Annotated in this window: 20 protein-coding genes; 5 read left to right on the top strand and 15 right to left on the bottom strand. The window is 43.9% G+C overall.

Annotation, left to right across the window (positions count from 1 at the left end):
* Nucleotides 1-35: 35 nt before the first annotated feature.
* Nucleotides 36-299 carry a hypothetical protein gene (locus AXI57_RS02355; protein WP_013390673.1) on the top strand — a complete coding sequence of 88 codons (264 nt, stop codon included), beginning with the start codon at nt 36-38 and terminating at the stop codon, nt 297-299.
* Nucleotides 300-387: 88 nt separating this feature from the next.
* Here the strand turns inward: AXI57_RS02355 and AXI57_RS02350 are convergent, their stop codons facing one another.
* The 6 genes from AXI57_RS02350 to AXI57_RS21235 form a co-directional block, all read right to left on the bottom strand.
* On the bottom strand, nt 388-1,704 hold the full coding sequence (locus AXI57_RS02350; protein ID WP_061669130.1) for a UDP-glucose dehydrogenase family protein: 1,317 nt from the start codon (nt 1,702-1,704) through the stop codon (nt 388-390).
* Nucleotides 1,705-1,808: 104 nt separating this feature from the next.
* Entirely contained in the window at nt 1,809-1,958 is a 150-nt protein-coding gene (locus tag AXI57_RS21540) for a hypothetical protein (protein WP_218016433.1), read from the bottom strand.
* Nucleotides 1,959-2,103: 145 nt separating this feature from the next.
* Complete coding sequence (locus tag AXI57_RS02345; protein WP_061669129.1) at nt 2,104-2,874, bottom strand: tyrosine-protein phosphatase; 771 nt, start codon at nt 2,872-2,874, stop codon at nt 2,104-2,106.
* Nucleotides 2,875-2,971: 97 nt separating this feature from the next.
* Nucleotides 2,972-3,637: a CpsD/CapB family tyrosine-protein kinase gene (locus AXI57_RS02340; protein WP_034718218.1), complete on the bottom strand. Its 666-nt coding sequence runs from the start codon at nt 3,635-3,637 to the stop codon at nt 2,972-2,974.
* A gap of 19 nt (nt 3,638-3,656) precedes the next feature.
* Entirely contained in the window at nt 3,657-4,403 is a 747-nt protein-coding gene (tkmA, locus tag AXI57_RS02335) for a protein-tyrosine kinase activator TkmA (RefSeq protein ID WP_061669128.1), read from the bottom strand.
* A gap of 258 nt (nt 4,404-4,661) precedes the next feature.
* Nucleotides 4,662-4,805: a YwzD family small protein gene (locus tag AXI57_RS21235; RefSeq protein WP_003326621.1), complete on the bottom strand. Its 144-nt coding sequence runs from the start codon at nt 4,803-4,805 to the stop codon at nt 4,662-4,664.
* Nucleotides 4,806-5,010: 205 nt separating this feature from the next.
* Here AXI57_RS21235 and AXI57_RS02330 point away from each other — a divergent pair, with 205 nt between their 5' ends.
* Both AXI57_RS02330 and AXI57_RS02325 read left to right on the top strand, forming a co-directional pair.
* Nucleotides 5,011-6,621 carry an SWIM zinc finger family protein gene (locus tag AXI57_RS02330; protein WP_061669127.1) on the top strand — a complete coding sequence of 537 codons (1,611 nt, stop codon included), beginning with the start codon at nt 5,011-5,013 and terminating at the stop codon, nt 6,619-6,621.
* Complete coding sequence (locus AXI57_RS02325; RefSeq protein WP_061669126.1) at nt 6,608-9,382, top strand: DEAD/DEAH box helicase; 2,775 nt, start codon at nt 6,608-6,610, stop codon at nt 9,380-9,382. Before AXI57_RS02330 ends, AXI57_RS02325 begins: the two co-directional genes overlap by 14 nt.
* A 101-nt stretch (nt 9,383-9,483) precedes the next feature.
* Here AXI57_RS02325 and AXI57_RS02320 read toward each other — a convergent pair whose 3' ends face one another.
* From AXI57_RS02320 to AXI57_RS02305, 4 genes are all read right to left on the bottom strand, one after another.
* The gene (locus tag AXI57_RS02320; protein WP_061669125.1) at nt 9,484-10,341 is read right to left on the bottom strand and encodes a Cof-type HAD-IIB family hydrolase; all 858 of its coding nucleotides are present in this window, start codon (nt 10,339-10,341) and stop codon (nt 9,484-9,486) included.
* Between the two features lie 19 nt (nt 10,342-10,360).
* Nucleotides 10,361-11,125, bottom strand: coding sequence for a DeoR/GlpR family DNA-binding transcription regulator (locus tag AXI57_RS02315; RefSeq protein WP_003326617.1), 765 nt, complete (start codon nt 11,123-11,125; stop codon nt 10,361-10,363).
* A gap of 230 nt (nt 11,126-11,355) precedes the next feature.
* The gene (gene ssbB, locus AXI57_RS02310) at nt 11,356-11,697 is read right to left on the bottom strand and encodes a single-stranded DNA-binding protein SsbB (protein ID WP_003326616.1); all 342 of its coding nucleotides are present in this window, start codon (nt 11,695-11,697) and stop codon (nt 11,356-11,358) included.
* An 81-nt stretch (nt 11,698-11,778) separates the two neighbouring features.
* Nucleotides 11,779-12,156, bottom strand: coding sequence for a hypothetical protein (locus tag AXI57_RS02305; RefSeq protein WP_003326615.1), 378 nt, complete (start codon nt 12,154-12,156; stop codon nt 11,779-11,781).
* A gap of 173 nt (nt 12,157-12,329) precedes the next feature.
* Between AXI57_RS02305 and AXI57_RS02300 the strand changes: the two genes are divergently transcribed.
* Nucleotides 12,330-12,740, top strand: coding sequence for a YwpF-like family protein (locus AXI57_RS02300; RefSeq protein WP_003326613.1), 411 nt, complete (start codon nt 12,330-12,332; stop codon nt 12,738-12,740).
* Nucleotides 12,741-12,780: 40 nt separating this feature from the next.
* Here the strand turns inward: AXI57_RS02300 and mscL are convergent, their stop codons facing one another.
* Together mscL and fabZ are read right to left on the bottom strand one after the other, a co-directional pair.
* Complete coding sequence (mscL, locus tag AXI57_RS02295; RefSeq protein ID WP_003326612.1) at nt 12,781-13,176, bottom strand: large conductance mechanosensitive channel protein MscL; 396 nt, start codon at nt 13,174-13,176, stop codon at nt 12,781-12,783.
* Nucleotides 13,177-13,252: 76 nt separating this feature from the next.
* Nucleotides 13,253-13,687 carry a 3-hydroxyacyl-ACP dehydratase FabZ gene (gene fabZ, locus AXI57_RS02290; RefSeq protein WP_013390676.1) on the bottom strand — a complete coding sequence of 145 codons (435 nt, stop codon included), beginning with the start codon at nt 13,685-13,687 and terminating at the stop codon, nt 13,253-13,255.
* A 191-nt stretch (nt 13,688-13,878) separates the two neighbouring features.
* Here fabZ and AXI57_RS02285 point away from each other — a divergent pair, with 191 nt between their 5' ends.
* Nucleotides 13,879-14,943: an aspartate phosphatase RapD gene (locus tag AXI57_RS02285; protein ID WP_003326611.1), complete on the top strand. Its 1,065-nt coding sequence runs from the start codon at nt 13,879-13,881 to the stop codon at nt 14,941-14,943.
* 26 nt (nt 14,944-14,969) lie between these two features.
* On the opposite strand, the gene AXI57_RS02280 is transcribed toward AXI57_RS02285, so the two are convergent.
* From AXI57_RS02280 to mbl, 3 genes are all read right to left on the bottom strand, one after another.
* On the bottom strand, nt 14,970-15,794 hold the full coding sequence (locus AXI57_RS02280) for a flagellar hook-basal body protein (RefSeq protein ID WP_061669124.1): 825 nt from the start codon (nt 15,792-15,794) through the stop codon (nt 14,970-14,972).
* Between the two features lie 32 nt (nt 15,795-15,826).
* A complete protein-coding gene (locus AXI57_RS02275; protein ID WP_061669123.1) occupies nt 15,827-16,642 on the bottom strand; it encodes a flagellar hook-basal body protein in 816 nt (271 codons plus the stop codon).
* A gap of 157 nt (nt 16,643-16,799) precedes the next feature.
* Entirely contained in the window at nt 16,800-17,801 is a 1,002-nt protein-coding gene (gene mbl / locus AXI57_RS02270) for a cell shape-determining protein Mbl (protein WP_003326608.1), read from the bottom strand.
* Nucleotides 17,802-17,926 lie beyond the last annotated feature (125 nt).

Raw genomic sequence — 17,926 nt, 5'->3', positions numbered from 1 at the left:
TAATTGAATATCATTCATTGAAATGAGGTCAACGAATGAGCATTTTCAGTCCTATGATGATGTTTTTCATTGTTTTTCCATTTCTCTCCGCCATTGTATTCGGAATCTTCGGCACTCTGATATTCAAAAAGCACAGTCTTTGGTCAATGCCGCTCACTGTTTTTTTGATATTGCTCTTGTTTATGTATACCGCCGGGTCGGGGGATTCTCAATTAATCAGTTGGCTGATCATCTTTCCCCTTATTACATTTATCTGCGGGGCGATTACTTGGCTGATTTACAAACTGATTCCGGAATGAACCCGATTGCAGCAGCAATCTCAATGATATAAAACGATTCATAGCCGCAAAAAAAAGAAAGTGGGACCGCAAGCTGCCAGTCTCACTTTCACTTTGTCTTGGGAACAACCGTCTTTCTCCCCACTGATACATATTCCACACCGGCCTTGACCGCTTCGTCCAGCTCATGGCAATTCCGGCCGTCAAATATAATCGCTTCTTTCATTACATCCTTGTAAGTTGATAAAGAAAATTGCTTAATCTCTTCCCAATCCGTTAAAATCATTACCGCATCCGCGTCTTTTACAGCCTCTTCTATGGTTTTCGTATAGGTCACCGCCTCAGGAAGCAGCCGTTTCGCATGGCTGACGGCAATCGGATCATATGCTTTGATATTGGCGTCAAGCGTAGCCAATCGGTTAGCAATAACAATGGACGGTGCGTCTCTCATGTCATCCGTATTCGGCTTAAAGGAAAGCCCTAAAAGAGCAATCGTTTTGCCCGTTACCCCGCCGAGACGATTCAGCACCTTATCAACAAGCATCTCCTGCTGGTTGTTGTTGACTTTGATGACCGATTTCAGAATTTCAAAGTCATGCTCTACATTTCCGGCAATTTGAACTAGGGCGTTTGTGTCTTTCGGAAAACAAGAACCGCCATATCCGATGCCCGCTCTCAAAAACTGGCTTCCGATTCGTTTGTCCTGGCCCATTCCGCAGGCGACAGATTCAATATCAGCGCCAACTTTCTCACAAATATTTGATATTTCATTAATGAAGCTGATCTTCGTTGCCAAGAAAGCATTAGACGCATATTTAATCATTTCCGCACTTCTGATATCCGTTTTATAAATCGGAACGCCAAACGGGAGAAATACCTGCTCCAGCGTTTCAGCGGTCTGATCATCGTCAGCTCCGACCACGATACGGTCTCCGTGGAACGTATCTTTTATCGCCGAGCCCTCGCGCAAAAACTCCGGATTGGAAGCGATTGAAATATTCACGGGGGATACAAGGTGTTCCTCTATCAGTTTCTTTATATCATCATTTGTTCCGACAGGCACTGTGCTTTTCGTAACCACAATGGCATCTTGTTTCACATGCTCGGCAATACTTGCGGCCGCTTTTTCAATATATTCAAGATTGCTATGACCGTCGTTTTTTTGCGGTGTGCCGACGGCTATAAATATGATTTCCGACTGGGACAGTCCTTTTTTGTAGCTTGTTTCAAAGCTCAGCCGTTTTTCCGCTATATTTTTCTTCATCATTTCTTCAAGTCCGGGCTCAAAAATAGGCGAAATTCCTTTCCTCATTTCCTCGACCTTCCGTGTGTCAATATCAATACACGTCACTTGGTGGCCGATTTCAGAAAGAGAAACACCTGTCACAAGCCCGACGTAGCCTGTGCCGATCACTGTTATTTTCATTGTTTCCCTCCACCAGTTCAATTGCTGTTTTACAGCTTATGCTATTATCTTATGAAAAAATCCTATCATGAATTCCGCAACAAGAATAAGAATATAGTGTTTCTTCATTTAAACCCTGAGGATTCATGCCCTCCATCATGCGTGATCAACTTCACCCCGCTGGCGATGGTCACATGATCGCCGCCCCCAGTCACTTCGTCTTGTGTGAAAATAACAGGCCCTTTCGGATCTTCCAGCTTAATTAAAATCGCCACCCCGATAAACAATGCGCTTAACAGTGAGACCCAGAACGGAGCCCATTACCTCAAGCATCCAATATCGTCCGGCTAACGGCACGACAGCCTTCACCGTAATATGCTGCCTGTGTCCCCCTCCTGTTTTTCTCGCGGTATCACTTTTTCACAACGAAAACAATCCTAAAAAATGCCTTCGTTTAACATGTACCGGGGTTTCTTTGTATATCGTTTTGTTTTGGAGCAGCAGCTCAGCATTTTCCGTCATCATATATGTGTACTCAGCGCCTAATTTTTCACGAAGAACATCGAGCCCGTCCTGATACCGAAAATCTCTGGCTTTCAAATTATGCGCATCTGACGCTATGAAATGAACCAAGTGTGCTTCTGCCAGCTGAAGCGAGAAATTCTTTATCCGTTTCCCAAAAGCCCCCGTAAGACTGCCGGCTGTAATTTGGGCTGCCGCGCCTTTTTTCACAAGGTTATGCAGCAAGGACGGGTTTTCGTGAATTTCTCTATTTCGTTCGGGGTGGGCGATGACAGGGATATAACCCTTTACCTGCAAATCATAAAAAAGCTGTTCGGCATATCTGGGTACTTGCTCTGATGGAAACTCAATTAAAATATATTTCGTATCGTTCAGCGAAAGAAGCCGATGTGCCGTCATGTCCTCCGCCAACTCTCCGTATAATCTGATTTCTTGGCCCGGCAGGACGTTCAGCGGCACTTGTTCCCTTATTAAAAGCTCGTTCAAATGCCCGACTGCTTGTCTGACTGCCTGTGGATCGTTTTCATATTTGCCGTTTTTATGATGCGGTGTTGCAATGATTGTGGAGATTCCTTGACTGGACGCCGCTCTCGCCATCTCTAAGCTTTCTGAATATTGCTTTGCCCCATCATCCATTGACGGGAGGATGTGACAATGGATATCAACCATGCGAATGTCCTCCTAATAGGATATTAGACCTACTGTTACCCCAAAAATAAATAACGGGCAGCGCACGCTATTTATTTTTATTCTTTATGCTGAATGATCAGTTACCATAGTAGGCGTAGTACGAATTCTTTGTTATTTTCTTTCCGTTCATCACCGCTCCAAGCAGCTTGCTTTTGCATGTTGCCAGCACCTCTTTTGCTTTTGCCGCTTTTTCTTTATCAGTTTTTCCGCTCGAAACCACCATGATTGAACCATCGACATAGTTTCCTAAGATTTGCGGATCTGCCACCGCTAATAGAGGCGGTGTATCAAAAATAACCATGTCATAGCATTCATATATGTTTTCCAGCAGGTCTTCCATTCCTTTTGAAGACAGCAGCTCTGCCGGGTTCGGCGGGATGGGACCGCTCGTCAATATATCCAGATTGTTCTCTTCGGAAGGGTGCACAGCCTGTTCAAATGAGATTTGTTTTAACAAAATAGATGTTAACCCGTCCGCATTATCTAGCCTGAATGTGAAGTGTACGGTCGGTTTACGTAAATCTGCGTCAACTAAAAGAACTTTTTTTCCCTGTTGGGCGAAGACAACAGCGAGATTGGCAGCCGTCGTCGATTTTCCTTCTCCCGGACCGGCTGATGTGATGATCAGCGACTTCACCTGGCTGTCTATTGATGAATATTCAATATTTGTTCGAATTGTTCTGTACTGCTCTGAGTTCAACGATTTTGGCTCTGTCATCGTAATGATATTTCTTATGCTCATCAGAGAACGTAGTGTTTTTTTACGCGCCAAAACGTCCGCTCCCTCCTTTATCAGATTGAATCCCGTTGACATGTTTGTTTGCATTCAGCCTGTTTTCTATGGTTGAAACGGTGCCCAGTATCGGAATGTCCAGCAAAGATTCGAGCTGGTCTTCTGATTTAATGGTATTGTCCAAGTATTCCAGCAGGAAGGCAAGTGCGATTCCTCCCATTAACCCGACAACAAACGCAATGGCGATGTTCAGCATAGGCCTTGGTTCCACGGGAGACGGATTGGCTGAAACTTCCGCTTTGGAAAGAATGCTTACATTGTCCACATTCATGATGGAAGTGACTTTATCCTTAAAGACAGAAGCGACATTATTGGCGATATCAGCGGCCAATTCAGCATTCTCGTCCTTTACTGTAATATTAACCACCTGGGAATCCTGCTCACTGGAAACAGTGATTTTTTCATTCAGTTCTCCGGATGACATTGAGAGATTCATCTCTTTAATCACATCATCTAATATAACCGGGCTTTTTATGATGACATTGTACGTGTTAATCAATTGCAGATTTGTCTGCACTTCATTATATTGAACCTCTTTTTGTTCGCTGTTTGATTGGTTGACCAGAATCTGTGTTGAGTTTTGGTAGACTGGCGTGAGGGCATAGAAGCTGATGACTCCGCTCAAAACTGTTGCTGCCGCAGTGATTGAGATGATGAAAAGTACGCGTTTTTTCAAGGTTATGAATATTTCTTTTAAACTAGTAGTTTCTCCCATGATACCTCCAAATCATCTGATAATTGATTCGAAATTCTGTTGCTGCCAATTTATTTTTTTCCAACTATGATTATACAACTTTGGTACAGCATTTCTAATCATTTCACATGACAAAAAACGACATTAGATGACATCCGGTTATTTTTACACCAATTTTGCAAGCGCTTTAATTACTGTGCTGCCAAAGCGCATACTCGGTATTATCTTTGGAAGAATCGGCTGAAATAAAAAAACCCCGCGATAATTCTCACGGAGTTCTTACGTCACATATCCATTTTTAATATAAGAAATTAAATTTTCAAGCATTTCCTTTGTAGTAATCTCGGTTGATTGTTCTCCCATGTCATGCGCATGCATCAAAATTTTCAGAAACTCTTCTTGATTTAACTTCTTGTTATTCATCGTTCGGTTCCTTTCAGCTTCCATTAAGTTGAAAACAGGATTATTATATGATGTCGGTTGTTGTTTTGCAATAGTCTAATACATCATTCGACAGTTCTAGTTTTTTATGTCCTTTTTTAGGAAAAACTTTTTCGAGCCGATGTGTTGCGATATAATAGAGGAATTGGAATCTTTTTATTAAGTGACTCGGTTAGGAGCGATAATCATGCTTCAGGATATGATTTCTAAAGACGATGTGCTGGCAGCGGCTGAACAGATCAGACAGCTTCTTCCTTATGACGAGGATAACGTTCAGCTGATGAAAAGGGCGCTTATTTTATATCGGCAGGATTCGGTCTATCGTGTAAAAGCGGAAAGCCCGACCGAAGTATCTGCTTATGTGCAGGATGTTGTGCCTGTGCGGGTCACGCTGAACTTGTTCCTTATGGTCAAAAGCGGCTGTTCATGTCCTTCTGAAAAAATCTGCCGCCATGTGCTGGCTGCTTTTTTATATGTATATGCAACATTTGAACGGGTGGGTACCTTTACTGATGATTGGCTGGAAAGGGAAAAGCTTGAGGAAAGCAAAGAGCTTGTCCGGCGGCAGTTCCAAGAAAAACTTCTTCCTAATGAAAATTCCCTTTCCAGCTGGCTCGCTTTCTTCGAGGCGGAGTTTTCCTTATGGGAAACGCGGACGCCTGAAGGAAGCCAAACCATGCAGGGACTGTACTACGGCTACTTGTCGGCACTGAAAAAACATGCCCCGAAGAAACCGGAGCTGAAAAGCTTATATCAAATCCATTCAGCGCTCGCCGTATGGCTTCATATGTTCTCATTAATTGAATCAGGGAAGATTGACCCTGAGAAGGATTTTTATTCTCTCAACCCGTACGTAGAGCAACTGATGGATACGATATACGATTCGATAGATAAACTGAAAACGTACGCCCTGTCCTTTGCGCTTGATCCTTTTTTAGAAAAAACACCGGATGTGGTCCGCAGATTATTGTTAAAAGAAGATTACTTTCAGTATGAACGGCTGCGTGTGTTCGGGGAAATCTGGAGCTCGCTGTTGTCCCGGCCAAAATGGGTGGCGCGCGAGCATGAGGTTTTAAAAAAAGAAGCAGAGAGACGGTTTTCTCCTGAGGTGCAATTCGGGAAGCTGCACCTTGAATTTTTACAGAAAAATGATGAAGTGATTTTCAGGGAGGCAGAACACTTTCCGCCCGAGTCTCTGCCTTATACATTCCAATGGCTGAGTGAAATAAGTGCAAAAAAGGACTGGAAGCGCCTCAAGACATGGTATCAGCGTATCGAACCGATCGCCATCGGATATACGAAGCTTGATAAACCGTTTAAGGAAATCCGCGATGTGATCAGCGAGCTGTTCTTTGTTTTGAATGTCTATGTGAAGCAAACCAATGACCATGCGCTGTTTGAGCGTTATGCCGCGGGCTGCCTTCCATATACCTTTACGGAATACAGCCATTATTTGTATGAAAAACGGCGGTTTGCCGAGTGGATAGAGATTCACAGCCTTGTCGGGTTTTCTGTGTGGGAAATGGAAAAAGAGATGATTAAGGAAATTTCAGCGAGCGACCCCGAAGCGCTCATTCCTTCCTACCACCGCGAAGTGGCCTTTTATATTGATCAGAAAAACCGCAGCGCGTATAAAGAAGCGGCACGCCATTTGAAAAAGCTCCGCACCTTATATAAAAAAGCGAAGAAACAAAAAGTATGGGATCGGTATATCAAGCAGTTAAGCGGAAACTACAGGCGCCTGCGCGCCCTTCAAGAAGAACTGCAGAAAGGAAAATTAATTGATGGCGAGTCTTAATGAAATTCTTATTCATGTCGAACAAATGGAAGATTGGGCTTTTACGCTGTCAAGCTTTGATGAAAAGGAACAGCCTCTTTCTCTCAGCCAAATGAAAAAGCATCTGTTCCAATGGCATGAGTCTTCATTTTACGGAACGTTTCTGGAAGATGTCAGCTTCATAGGCACAACGGCTGTGCTGCTTTCGCCATGGATGGCTGTAGAGCTTCTCGGTAAGAACTCGTTCAACACGTTCAGCTCCGTGCAGCTGACTGAAGAAACAGAGCCATTAATAGAAGCGGCCTCCACCATTTATGAATTTATTGCTGACGGCGATTTTCTTCCCGATTACGAAGCTTGGACAGAGGGCGTATTTCGATGGAAGGATCGGGATGGCATTCTTGAAGGCTTCACAGCGGACTGGTTTTCAGCAGCGGTTCACGACTACATCCGATATGATGACGAATTAAACGAGAAATGGCAGAAAATCGAAACACAATATCCGGCAGTCACCACTTTCCGCGGTCATTTTCTCGATGAAAAGGATTTTCTTGAGGGCATTGGCTGGTCTGATGATCCTTCTCCGTTTACCGTCGGCCTCCGTCTGAACGAACCTGAATTTGACGGAGATGATTGGAAAATTGAAATGTTTTTGCGTGATAAGAAAAACGGCAGCATACAGTTTTTTGACGGGCTGAAGAGCCTCAAAAAGTCATGGCAGCAGTTCAGCGATAAAATCGCGCGGGAGCAGGACCGTTTTTATAAAACAGTCCCTTGGCTGTCGTTTGATTCGGGCACCACGCTTATCTCTGAAGAAGAGGCTTGGATTTTTTTATCTGAAGCAAGCGAGACGCTTGTCGATATGGGCGTCGAAATCCTTCTGCCGTCATGGTGGCAGATTGTCAGAGAAAGCAACATGATGCTGAAAGCCAAAGTATCTTCTACACCGCGCGGCGAATCATTTGTCGGTATGAATGCATTGCTTGACTTTAACTGGCGGTTTGCAACAAACGGGATTGAGCTGACAGAAGATGAATTCAACGAGCTTGTCGCAAACAACAGACGGCTTGTAAATATTCGCGGACAGTGGGTGAAGATTGATCCGAACTTCATTAAACAAATGAAACGGCTGATGGAGCAGGCAGAATCAGAAGGCCTTCATATGTCCGATGTGCTGTCGCGGGAGCTGATGGACCAGCAGGAACATGGCTCCGAAGACGCTGAGCTAATTGATTCGTCAGCTTTTGCCGGCATCCAATTCGAACTGTCTAAGCAGCTCAGATCATTGATTCGTAAGCTCACAGCCGCCGAAAATCTCCCTGAATATGAGGTCAGCCCCGCGTTTCAGGGCACGCTCCGCCCCTATCAAACATACGGCATGAATTGGCTGCTGTTCCTGCGGGAAAGCGGCTTCGGCGCCTGCCTTGCCGACGATATGGGATTAGGGAAAACGATTCAAATGATTGCCTATTTCATTCATATTAAAGAGAGCGGACATCAAAAGACGCCGTCTTTGATTATTGCGCCGACTTCCGTGCTCGGCAACTGGCAGAGGGAACTGCAAACCTTCGCGCCCCAGCTTTCCGTAGCGCTGCATTACGGCCCGCGCCGCAAGAAAGGCGATGGATTTGCCGAATACTACAAAGATGCTGACGTTGTCCTTACCTCTTACGGCCTGTCTCACACAGACGCGGATGAATTGTCCTCTGTCACATGGAGCACGATTTGTCTGGATGAAGCGCAAAATATTAAAAACGCGCACACAAAACAATCAAGGGCCATCAGAAAACTCAAAGGGCATCATCATATTGCCCTCAGCGGCACACCGATGGAGAACCGCCTGACTGAGCTCTGGTCTATCTTTGATTTCATGAATAAAGGCTATCTCGGCAGTTTGACAGGCTTTCACAAACGTTATGTGCTCCCGATTGAGAAGGACCGCGACGAAAAACGAATTGAACAGCTCCAGCAATTAATCAGGCCGTTTTTATTGCGGCGTACAAAACGAGATGAAGAAGTGGCGCTTAATCTTCCTGACAAACTCGAGCAAAAAGAGTTTATTCCGCTGTCAGCCGAACAGGCGTCCCTATATGAACAGCTTGTGAAAGATACATTTGAACATATGTCGTCACTGACCGGGATGCAGCGTAAAGCACTGATTCTCAGCATGCTCGGACGGCTGAAGCAAATATGCGATCACCCGGCGCTTTACTTAAAAGAAGACCAGACCGAGCTGCTGGCGGGAAGATCAGTAAAGCTGGAAAAATTGCTTGAGCTGATGACCGCGATCCGCGATCAAAACGAAAGCTGCTTAATTTTCACGCAATATATTCAAATGGGCAATATGATGAAGAAATTGCTTGAAAAAACTTTCGGTGAGCCGGTTCAATTCCTAAACGGAAGCCTGTCCAAACAAGACCGCGACTCTCTCGTCGAAAAGTTTCAAAAGAAAGAATATCCGACGCTGATATTATCGCTGAAAGCCGGCGGTACAGGATTGAACTTAACGGCCGCAAACCACGTCATCCACTATGACAGATGGTGGAATCCGGCTGTTGAAAATCAGGCGACCGACCGCGCGTACCGGATCGGCCAGGAACGATTCGTCCATGTTCATAAAATGATTACGACGGGCACGATCGAAGAAAAAATTGATATGATGCTCGAAACAAAACAAACGCTGAACGACCAAATTATCCAAAGCGAAAACTGGATTACAGAGCTATCCACACACGAGCTAGAAGAACTATTCACCTTAAGCGCCTCGGCGCAATCAACTTAAAAAAACCGGCTGTCTCCCCGAAAGGAGCCAGCCGGTTTTTACGTTCATAACCGTCACGCCGCATTAGCACGAATACGTTACGCCGGTCTATGTGAAAACAATCAGAGCAGATGGCGGATCATATGGGCCACACCGTGCTCATCGTTCGTTAATGTAACGGCATCCGCCATTGCTTTAATATCTTCTCTGGCATTTCCCATCGCCACGCTTTTCCCCGCGGCCTTCAGCATCGAATAATCATTTAAGCTGTCACCGACCGCCGCTGTCTCGTTCATCGGGATGCCGAGTTTTTTCGCCAGCCTTTCAAGCGCCTGGCCTTTTGTCGCCCTTTTACCGGCTATCTCAAAGTTGTGGTCAGCCGAACTGACTACCGTGAGATCTGTTTCATGTTCGAACTTTTTCCATCCTGCCTCAAGCTTCTCTTTGTAAAAAGAAAAACCAAGTATATTGAAAAAGTCAATCTGCTCCTCTGTTTCAAACAGTTCACGGTACGAATGGATATATTCGAATCCCGATTGGCTGTACTGCACCTCTGCCGCCTGCCGCAAAACAGCAAGGTCAGCTTCCGGATTCGCGCTTGTTAAACGGTCAAGCTCAATGTTAAGGAGCTCGCGCCCGTTGTGCGGTGTATATATCGCGCGGTTTGTGAACACTTCATAATAATAATTCTCTTCCTCCAGCCAACTGAGAATCTCAAAAGCCCGCTTTTTCTCAATGGATTCGCAATGAAACAGCCCTCCGTCCGGATCATGGATGGCGGCTCCGTTTGCGCTGATGACCCACGTCTTCATTCCGAGCGGCTCAAATATAGATGCGACATCAAAATGAGCGCGCCCCGTTGACACAACAACCTCAATTCCTTCTTGACGTGCTTGGTGAAGCGCTTTTTCATTTTCTGAACTTACTTGGTGCTTGCTGTTGAGCAATGTTCCGTCTAAATCAATCGCAATCAGTTTCACATTCTTCAGCCCTTCCGTCTTAATCTTGTTCAGTCACCAGCAATTCTACGCCGTTTCTCTCAAGCAAATCGCAGAACCCTTGTTCAGGCACGCGATCTGTAACTAACAGGTCGATTTCGCTTAACTGCGCGTATTGATAAAAATCAGTGGTGCCGAGCTTCGAATGATCCGCCAGCGCGATGACCTGCTTCGCCTGTTGGATCATTTTCCGTTTGACCATCCCGTCTTCCTCATGGGCAATCGTCAGCCCGTGTTCAGAAATGCCGACAACGCCGATAAGCGCTTTATCTACATGATAGCTTGCAAGCTTTTCAATAACCGATGCACCGTATAGAAAGCGATGCTCCTTTTGCAGCTTGCCTCCCAGCAAGTGGATCTCTATCCCCTCTTTATCAGACAGGAGCTCAGCTTGGTTAATTGAATTCGTAATGACAATACAGTCACTGACATGTAAATGCTCAGAGCAGGCCTGAACAGTTGTAGATGCATCCAATATGACACGGTCGCCGTCATGAATTAACGACGCAGCGAGCCTGCCAATTTTGCTTTTTTCTTCAGAAACCGTTTTCAGCCGCCCCGAATAGTCTTTAATTTTCTGATGAACTGAAGGAAGAATCGCCCCGCCTCTCGTTCTGATAATCACTTGCTGTTCTTCTAATTTCACAAGGTCACGCCGCGCCGTATCTCTGGAAATATGAAGCAGCGAACAAATTTGCTCAGTCGTAATCCGATGATGCTGTTTTAAATAATCCAAAATGGCTATCAGTCTTTCCTCTTGATACACGCCATCATTCCTTTTCAAATGTACTTATCTTTAAGTAATTATAAGTTTATTTGATTATATTTGCAATATAATAAGTAATATTAAGCAAAAATGCTTCTTTCGATACATTTTCTTCTAATTCCCCTTCTGTACACAATAAAAAAACCAGCCTTTCGACTGGCAATAGCGGAGGGGGTATTGCGAAGATTCTGATAAGTAATTGTGTAAATCGGGGATAAAGGAAACGTGCATCAATCAGTCAGCAGCTCTTGGGGTTTAGGGTCCATAAAACGAACAGAATCAGCCATCACTTCGGTCACATATACTTTTGCGCCTTCCGCATTTTCATAGCTGCGCGTCTGAATTCTTCCGCTGACACCGATGAGAGAACCCTTTTGGCAATATACCGCTGTGTTTTCAGCTGTTTTTCTCCAAAGCGTACAGTTCACAAAATCTGCATCAATTTCTCCCGAGGCATTCTTAAAGCTCCGATTAACAGCAATCGTAATATTGGCTACCGCTGCACCCACGGAAGTATAGCGAAGCTCGGGATCTTTGGTTAAACGTCCGACAAGCATCACCTGATTGAACATTTCTTTCCTCCTCTCCTTTGGATTACACGTATTGTAGCCCAAGGCTTCAGAGAAGGAAAATGCCGAAAAGAACGTTTCAGCTTATGTTTTTCCCCGCATTTTTACTTTCCCCGCAGAGAAAAACATTTTTTGCTTTTTTCCTTTCAAGAAATATGTATTCTTCAAGAATTGTGAAAATAAATGTGAAGTCAGCCAATTTCCTGCCTTCATACGGACGAATGAAGAGCCGTCCCATGCAAACCAGTGAAAACTCAGCTTTCTTTCCGACAGGGAAAGCTGAATTTTATACTGCTCCATGCGGTCACTCGTTTCATAAAGAAAGATCACCTTCCCTTCCCCGTCAAGATGAACTTCAACATCTTCCTTTCTGCTTAATAAATAAGGTTCTTCGTCTTGAACCAAGCGGCGGCCAGCCGGAGCACCCTCAATATAAATTGCCTTCAAATGAAAATGATTCATAAGCATCTCCCCACTACGAATAGTCAATTACAGTATAATGAAAAAATAGAAATTATTAAATGGCGCTTTCATAGAAAGATAATCAATCGACATTATAGCGTTTTCATGATAAAAACGATATATGTTATAATGAAATTGCGAAATCTTTGGAAGTAATTGGGGTGAGAAAAGATATGAAAACCTTTAAACTGGTTGATCTGAATGTAGAACGATTGGACAAAGAAGGGCAGCCGTTTGAACAGTTTCCCCTTATCGACGGACTGATTATCAATAAAGAAGACGGAGAAAACCACTGGATGATTGAAGCACTTGTATCCAAAGAGCATAAGTCTTTTTTTCAAAAACTGCAAGAAAACCAAACAGAAGCAAAAGTGTTTGTAACCATTACGAAAAAGAGCAATCGCCCTGCTCAGCTGTCGGCAAGCATTAAAAATATCGTTGAGCTGGAAGAAAGCATTTCTGTCTTAATATACGGACAAATGGTCACGAGAAAGCAGCAAGGCTCTGATACCATTCTCGAAAACCTCGTCAAAGAAGGCTATACAGGCAGCAAGCTGCTTGAGGCTTTTAAACAAAAAATGTAACAAAAAAGGCTGGATCTTAAAAAAAGATCCAGCCACATTTTTATTCTGCTGATTTCGTTTGCTGCTTCAGCAAATCCCTGATTTCTTTCAGCAGTTCCTCTTGTGCATCGGATGCCTCCTCCGCCTCTTCCTCTTCTTCCGCTTCCTTTTTGCGTCTCAGCTTGTTCAGTGTGCGGATGACGAGGAAAATAGAAAACGAAATAATTAAGAAATTTACGATGGTTTGGATAAAAATGCCGTATTTCACTTGCGCGTCGCCAAAGGTAAACGACAGCCCGGAAAAATCAAGGCCTCCCAAAAGCAGCCCGATGATCGGCATAATGATATCATTAACAAGCGACGTGACAATTTTGCCGAATGCCCCGCCAATAATGACACCAATCGCAAGATCTACGATATTTCCGCGCATAGCAAAACTTTTAAATTCTGACCACATAATATTCACCTGCCATTCTTATAATGTTGAACCAAAAAAGACAAACGGGCTGGCTTAGCCCATCTGCCCGAATTCTTTATTCGGCTTGTTCACCTAAAGCAAATGTTAATTCACCCTCACAAACCACTTCTCCGTCAACTTTAGCAACGCCTTTTCCGCGGCCGATTGTACCGCGCGCGCGAGTAATATCAACTTCCAGATGAAGCTGATCGCCAGGCTTCACTTGTCTTTTAAAACGGCAATTATCAATACCGGCGAAAAATGCGAGTCTGCCGCGGTTTTCTTCTTTTATAAGCATAGCGACAGCTCCCACCTGAGCAAGAGCCTCTACGATTAATACGCCGGGCATTACCGGATATTCAGGAAAATGGCCATTAAAAAACTCTTCATTAGCTGTTACGTTTTTATAGCCTGCAGCCCGTTTTCCTTCTTCCACTTCCGTAATTCTATCTACAAGCAAAAACGGATAACGGTGAGGAATAATTTCTTTAATTTGCTGAGTATCAAGCATTCTCTTGACATCTCCTTCATCGACAATAGTATGTATAGAAAGTATAAGCTGATCCATTCTGTACATTTGGAAGTATATTATGAATCAATTTCTTTTTCAACCGCGTTCAAGTGTAACCAGCTGGTAATGAGACCCGTCTGTAGTTGTGATATGATAAATAAAGATTTTACCATAAGTAAAGAGGTAGGAAAATGATTTCGAAGTTTACTGAAAAACGACTAAAGAATCTGTTAAATGAATGGTATATATCAATGGGCAAACGCCAGCTGGATCTCGCCTGCACATTCAAAGAGAAAATCGATCAGAACCTTCCCAAAATCAAAAAGAATACAAAGCTTTGGATGCATTACCAATTATTTTTGTCGCGCTTTCAGCTTCTTTTTGAAAACAGGGACGGACTGAAGGCATTATTTGATGATCTCAAAAAACAAGAAGACAACATGAGCAATGAATTAAAATATTATTTACACTTTTTTTCCGGATTATACGAAATGGTGAAAGCCGCACCCAAAAACGCTGTTTCTCATTTTAAAGAAGCTGAAAAAAACCTGCCGGCCATCCAAAATAAGTTTGAAGCCGCTGAATTTTATTACAAAACCGCCGGGGCTTATTATTTGATGAAATCTCCGCCGCTCTCTGTTCAATATGTTTCAAAAGCGATGCAGATCTATGAGCATCAATTTGGTTATATCAAAAAAGTATTAAGCTGCCAGCTTTTACTCGCGGTCAACTACATAGACCAATTACGCTATGAGGAAGCCGAACAGCTCTTTAAAGAGATTATAAAGAAAACCGCAGAAATGAATGATTATAATCTTCTGTGCCACGCTTACTATAACTTGGGATTTTTAAAGGCCACCGAAAAACAGGACAAAGAAGCTTTGGTTTATTTCAAAAAAGTTCTGAACAACAGAGAATTTGAACTGAATTCGCCTGTATCCTATCTTCACTGCATATACGAATCAGTTCGATCCTTTTTTAAAACCGGTCTCATAAGCGAAGGAAAATCCGTTTTACAAAAAGGGAAAGAATTATCTGACAAAGTGAACATAGAGACAATCAAATTAAAGCTGAACATACTGGAGGCTCTCTACACATGTGAGGAAGACCCGTATGACACCTTGCAGGAGCTGGTTTTCGAGTTGGAAAAAATAGAAGCATGGGTCGATTTGGAAGTGCTTTTAGAAGACATCGCTGGATACTACAAAAATAAGGGCGATTTCGAAAAAGCCGCATTTTTTATCATGCGCGGCTGATTGAAAACGCCCGAGTCTTTCTATGATTATCTGACGGAGTTAACCAAACCAAGCATTTGGTCACCCATTGTAATTGTCCGGCTGTTCAGCTGATAGGAGCGCTGTGAGCTGATTAAATCTGTCATTTGTTTTGAAATATCCACATTCGACATTTCAAGCGCGCCCTGCTGAATCCCGATACTTTGCCGGTTTGCGCCGTTCAGCTCTTCAAGGGCTGCTGCGGCATTCCCGTTGAGGGAGAAAAGATTATTTCCTTCCGATTTCAGCTCTTGCGGATTATTAACTTGGACAACACCGAGATTAAACTGCTGCGATGTACCTCCAGCATTGCCGGTTGAAGCCGTCAGCGTCCCGTTTTCGCTGATAGTGATCTGTTTCATTGAATCATCAATGTTGATTGGGTTTCCGTTTTCATCAAGAACCGGATATCCATCCCCCGTCACCAGTTGAAGCTGATTGTCATTCCCGGCCGCAGGGGTCAAATAAAGCGCCCCGTCTCTTGTATATTGACGATTTCCATTCACATTCACCTGAAGATACTGATAAGGGGATGTAAACGCGATGTCCAAATCACGTTCCGTTTTCTCGATGCTCCCCTGATCGGATACAAGGCGCGCATTCATGGCGGCGCCTACCCCGAGACGCAGTCCGGGCGGAGTTTTCCGCGCTTTTGCCACATTATCATTTTTTTCATCAACCTGATCGAACTGCTGTCTGACTAGCTCAGAAAAATTCGTATTCTTCGCCTTATAGCCGGTCGTACTGCTGTTTGAAAGGTTGCTGCTGATTGTATCAATCTGCTGCTGCAGTTGATTCAGCGTCGTTGAAGCCGTGAGCATTGATCTGAGCATAGTTGAAGCCCTCCGTTTTTTCTTCCGTTATCTTAAATTTTACCGATTTCATTTGCGGCTTTATCCATACTTTTGTCGTAAGCCTGAATGACCTTTTGGTTCGCTTCAAAGGTTCGGTACGCTTCGGTCATTTCTGTATAGGCGCTCGTGACATCTACATTAGAAAGCTCGGAAAGGCCTTGCTTTAATGAATAAGACACTTCCGGATTGCCGGCTGCGCTCGGCAGATCATTGCCGTCGGCCGTGCTGTATAAATCATTGCCGTCCCTTTTCAAATTGCGGACATCCTCTTCCATTCTGATGTCAATCTGTCCGGCTGTCCTTCCGTTTGTGGTAACCGTGCCGTTTTCGGACACAGTGAAATTTTCATTATCCACAGTAATCGGCTGCCCGTCAGTTGATAACACAGGATTTCCGTTGATCGTCAGCTGATTATTTTCATTTAACGAAAATGTGCTGCTTTTTGAATATCTCACATCGCCGTTCGCCGTTTTTACCGGATAAAAAAGAGCCGCGTTTTCATTTGTTTCTCCATTTACAGGGAGCTGGTTTTCCACAAGCGCAATGTCTGTCGGCTGATCGGTGGATTGAAGGCTTCCTTGAGTAAAAAGAGGCTTGAGCTCCTGCATATATACGCCGGTATTCAGAGAACCGATTTCTTTCTTCGATACTCCTCCCGGGGATTTTGCTTCTATTCTGCTTAGCAGCATGTCAGGAAATGCGCGCATAGAGCCTTGATCTTCTTTATAGCCCGACGTGTTTGCATTCGCGATATTATTAGAAAGCATTTCCGTCCGGCGCTGCTGGCTGATCATTGCGGATGTTGCGGTATATAATCCTTTTAACAAATTTCCCACCTCAAAAATCACATTTTTTCCAGTTGTCACAGAGGAACATTCGTTCTATAATAAGTTTCAGTATTTTATAATATTATCGGCGTACATTCGGATATCGTGAAGCCTTTTCAGAAAAAAACCTCATTCTTTATCAGAATGAGGTTGATCATCAGCTTAGTTTGCGTTTAGGAAGCTTGTCCATATTATCAAGCATCACACCTGTGCCGACTGCCACACAATCCATCGGGTTCTCAGCGACAAGAACGGGAACTTTAAGCTCCTCGGCTAACAGCTGATCAAGCCCGTTTAAGAGTGCGCCTCCACCTGTGATGATGACGCCGCGGTCAATAATGTCTGCAGAAAGTTCCGGCGGTGTTCTTTCAAGCACTTGTTTAGCTGCCTGCACAATAACAGCGACAGATTCGCGAAGGGCTTCTTCAACTTCTTTACTGTTTACTGTAATTGTTCTCGGAAGACCGGAAACCATGTCCCGACCGCGAATGGAGATTTCCTCTTGACGTGCGTCTGGGAAAACCGTTGCGACTTTAACCTTAATATCTTCAGCAGTACGTTCGCCAATCAGCAGCTTGTACTCGCGTTTGATATAATTTAAGATTTCCATGTCAAACTTGTCCCCAGCCATTTTAATAGAAGAGGAGGTGACAATATCGCCCATTGAAATAACTGCGATATCAGTCGTCCCGCCTCCGATGTCTACAACCATGTTACCGCTTGGCTGGAATATTTCCATACCCGCGCCGATAGCGGCAACTTTGGGTTCTTCTTCAAGAAACACATGCTTCCCGCCGCTTTTTTCAGCAGCTTCCTTAATTGCTTTTTGCTCAACAGACGTAATGTTTGTCGGGCAGCAAATGAGCATGCGCGGCTTTGAGAAAAGGCCTTTCACATTCAGTTTGTTAATAAAATGTTTCAGCATCGCTTCAGTTACTTCAAAATCTGCGATAACCCCGTCTTTCAGCGGGCGAATCGCAACAATATTCCCAGGTGTACGTCCAACCATTCGTCTTGCTTCTTCTCCAACCGCCAGCACTTTACCGCTGTTTTTGTCAAGAGCGACAACGGATGGCTCATTCAAAACTATTCCTTTACCTTTTACATGGATCAGTACATTTGCAGTACCGAGGTCAATACCAATATCCCTTGCAAACATCTATTTATATCCTCCTTGAAAATCTGTTTCACAGTAAATATCCACATTGTGCCCTAATTATATATATTATCATAAATTCTAGAAAAAAAGTTGCAGTAACATAAGTTCTTTACAAAATTTTGTGG

The organism is Bacillus atrophaeus (assembly GCF_001584335.1).
GTDB classification, from domain to species: domain Bacteria; phylum Bacillota; class Bacilli; order Bacillales; family Bacillaceae; genus Bacillus; species Bacillus atrophaeus.
Note: the sequence above shows the minus strand (reverse complement) of the source record. Positions and strands in the feature narration are given on the sequence as shown.

What these genes read in the sequence shown, in the direction of transcription:
- AXI57_RS02300 (WP_003326613.1), top strand. Translation starts at nt 12,330, where the DNA reads ATGAAAACCTTTAAACTGGTTGATCTGAATGTAGAACGATTGGACAAA.
- ssbB (WP_003326616.1), bottom strand. Translation starts at nt 11,697, where the DNA reads ATGTTCAATCAGGTGATGCTTGTCGGACGTTTAACCAAAGATCCCGAG.
- AXI57_RS21235 (WP_003326621.1), bottom strand. Translation starts at nt 4,805, where the DNA reads ATGAATAACAAGAAGTTAAATCAAGAAGAGTTTCTGAAAATTTTGATG.
- AXI57_RS02285 (WP_003326611.1), top strand. Translation starts at nt 13,879, where the DNA reads ATGATTTCGAAGTTTACTGAAAAACGACTAAAGAATCTGTTAAATGAA.
- AXI57_RS02305 (WP_003326615.1), bottom strand. Translation starts at nt 12,156, where the DNA reads ATGAATCATTTTCATTTGAAGGCAATTTATATTGAGGGTGCTCCGGCT.
- AXI57_RS02325 (WP_061669126.1), top strand. Translation starts at nt 6,608, where the DNA reads ATGGCGAGTCTTAATGAAATTCTTATTCATGTCGAACAAATGGAAGAT.
- mbl (WP_003326608.1), bottom strand. Translation starts at nt 17,801, where the DNA reads ATGTTTGCAAGGGATATTGGTATTGACCTCGGTACTGCAAATGTACTG.
- AXI57_RS02355 (WP_013390673.1), top strand. Translation starts at nt 36, where the DNA reads ATGAGCATTTTCAGTCCTATGATGATGTTTTTCATTGTTTTTCCATTT.
- tkmA (WP_061669128.1), bottom strand. Translation starts at nt 4,403, where the DNA reads ATGGGAGAAACTACTAGTTTAAAAGAAATATTCATAACCTTGAAAAAA.
- AXI57_RS02280 (WP_061669124.1), bottom strand. Translation starts at nt 15,794, where the DNA reads ATGCTCAGATCAATGCTCACGGCTTCAACGACGCTGAATCAACTGCAG.
- AXI57_RS02350 (WP_061669130.1), bottom strand. Translation starts at nt 1,704, where the DNA reads ATGAAAATAACAGTGATCGGCACAGGCTACGTCGGGCTTGTGACAGGT.
- mscL (WP_003326612.1), bottom strand. Translation starts at nt 13,176, where the DNA reads ATGTGGTCAGAATTTAAAAGTTTTGCTATGCGCGGAAATATCGTAGAT.
- AXI57_RS02345 (WP_061669129.1), bottom strand. Translation starts at nt 2,874, where the DNA reads ATGGTTGATATCCATTGTCACATCCTCCCGTCAATGGATGATGGGGCA.
- fabZ (WP_013390676.1), bottom strand. Translation starts at nt 13,687, where the DNA reads ATGCTTGATACTCAGCAAATTAAAGAAATTATTCCTCACCGTTATCCG.
- AXI57_RS02340 (WP_034718218.1), bottom strand. Translation starts at nt 3,637, where the DNA reads ATGAGCATAAGAAATATCATTACGATGACAGAGCCAAAATCGTTGAAC.
- AXI57_RS02330 (WP_061669127.1), top strand. Translation starts at nt 5,011, where the DNA reads ATGCTTCAGGATATGATTTCTAAAGACGATGTGCTGGCAGCGGCTGAA.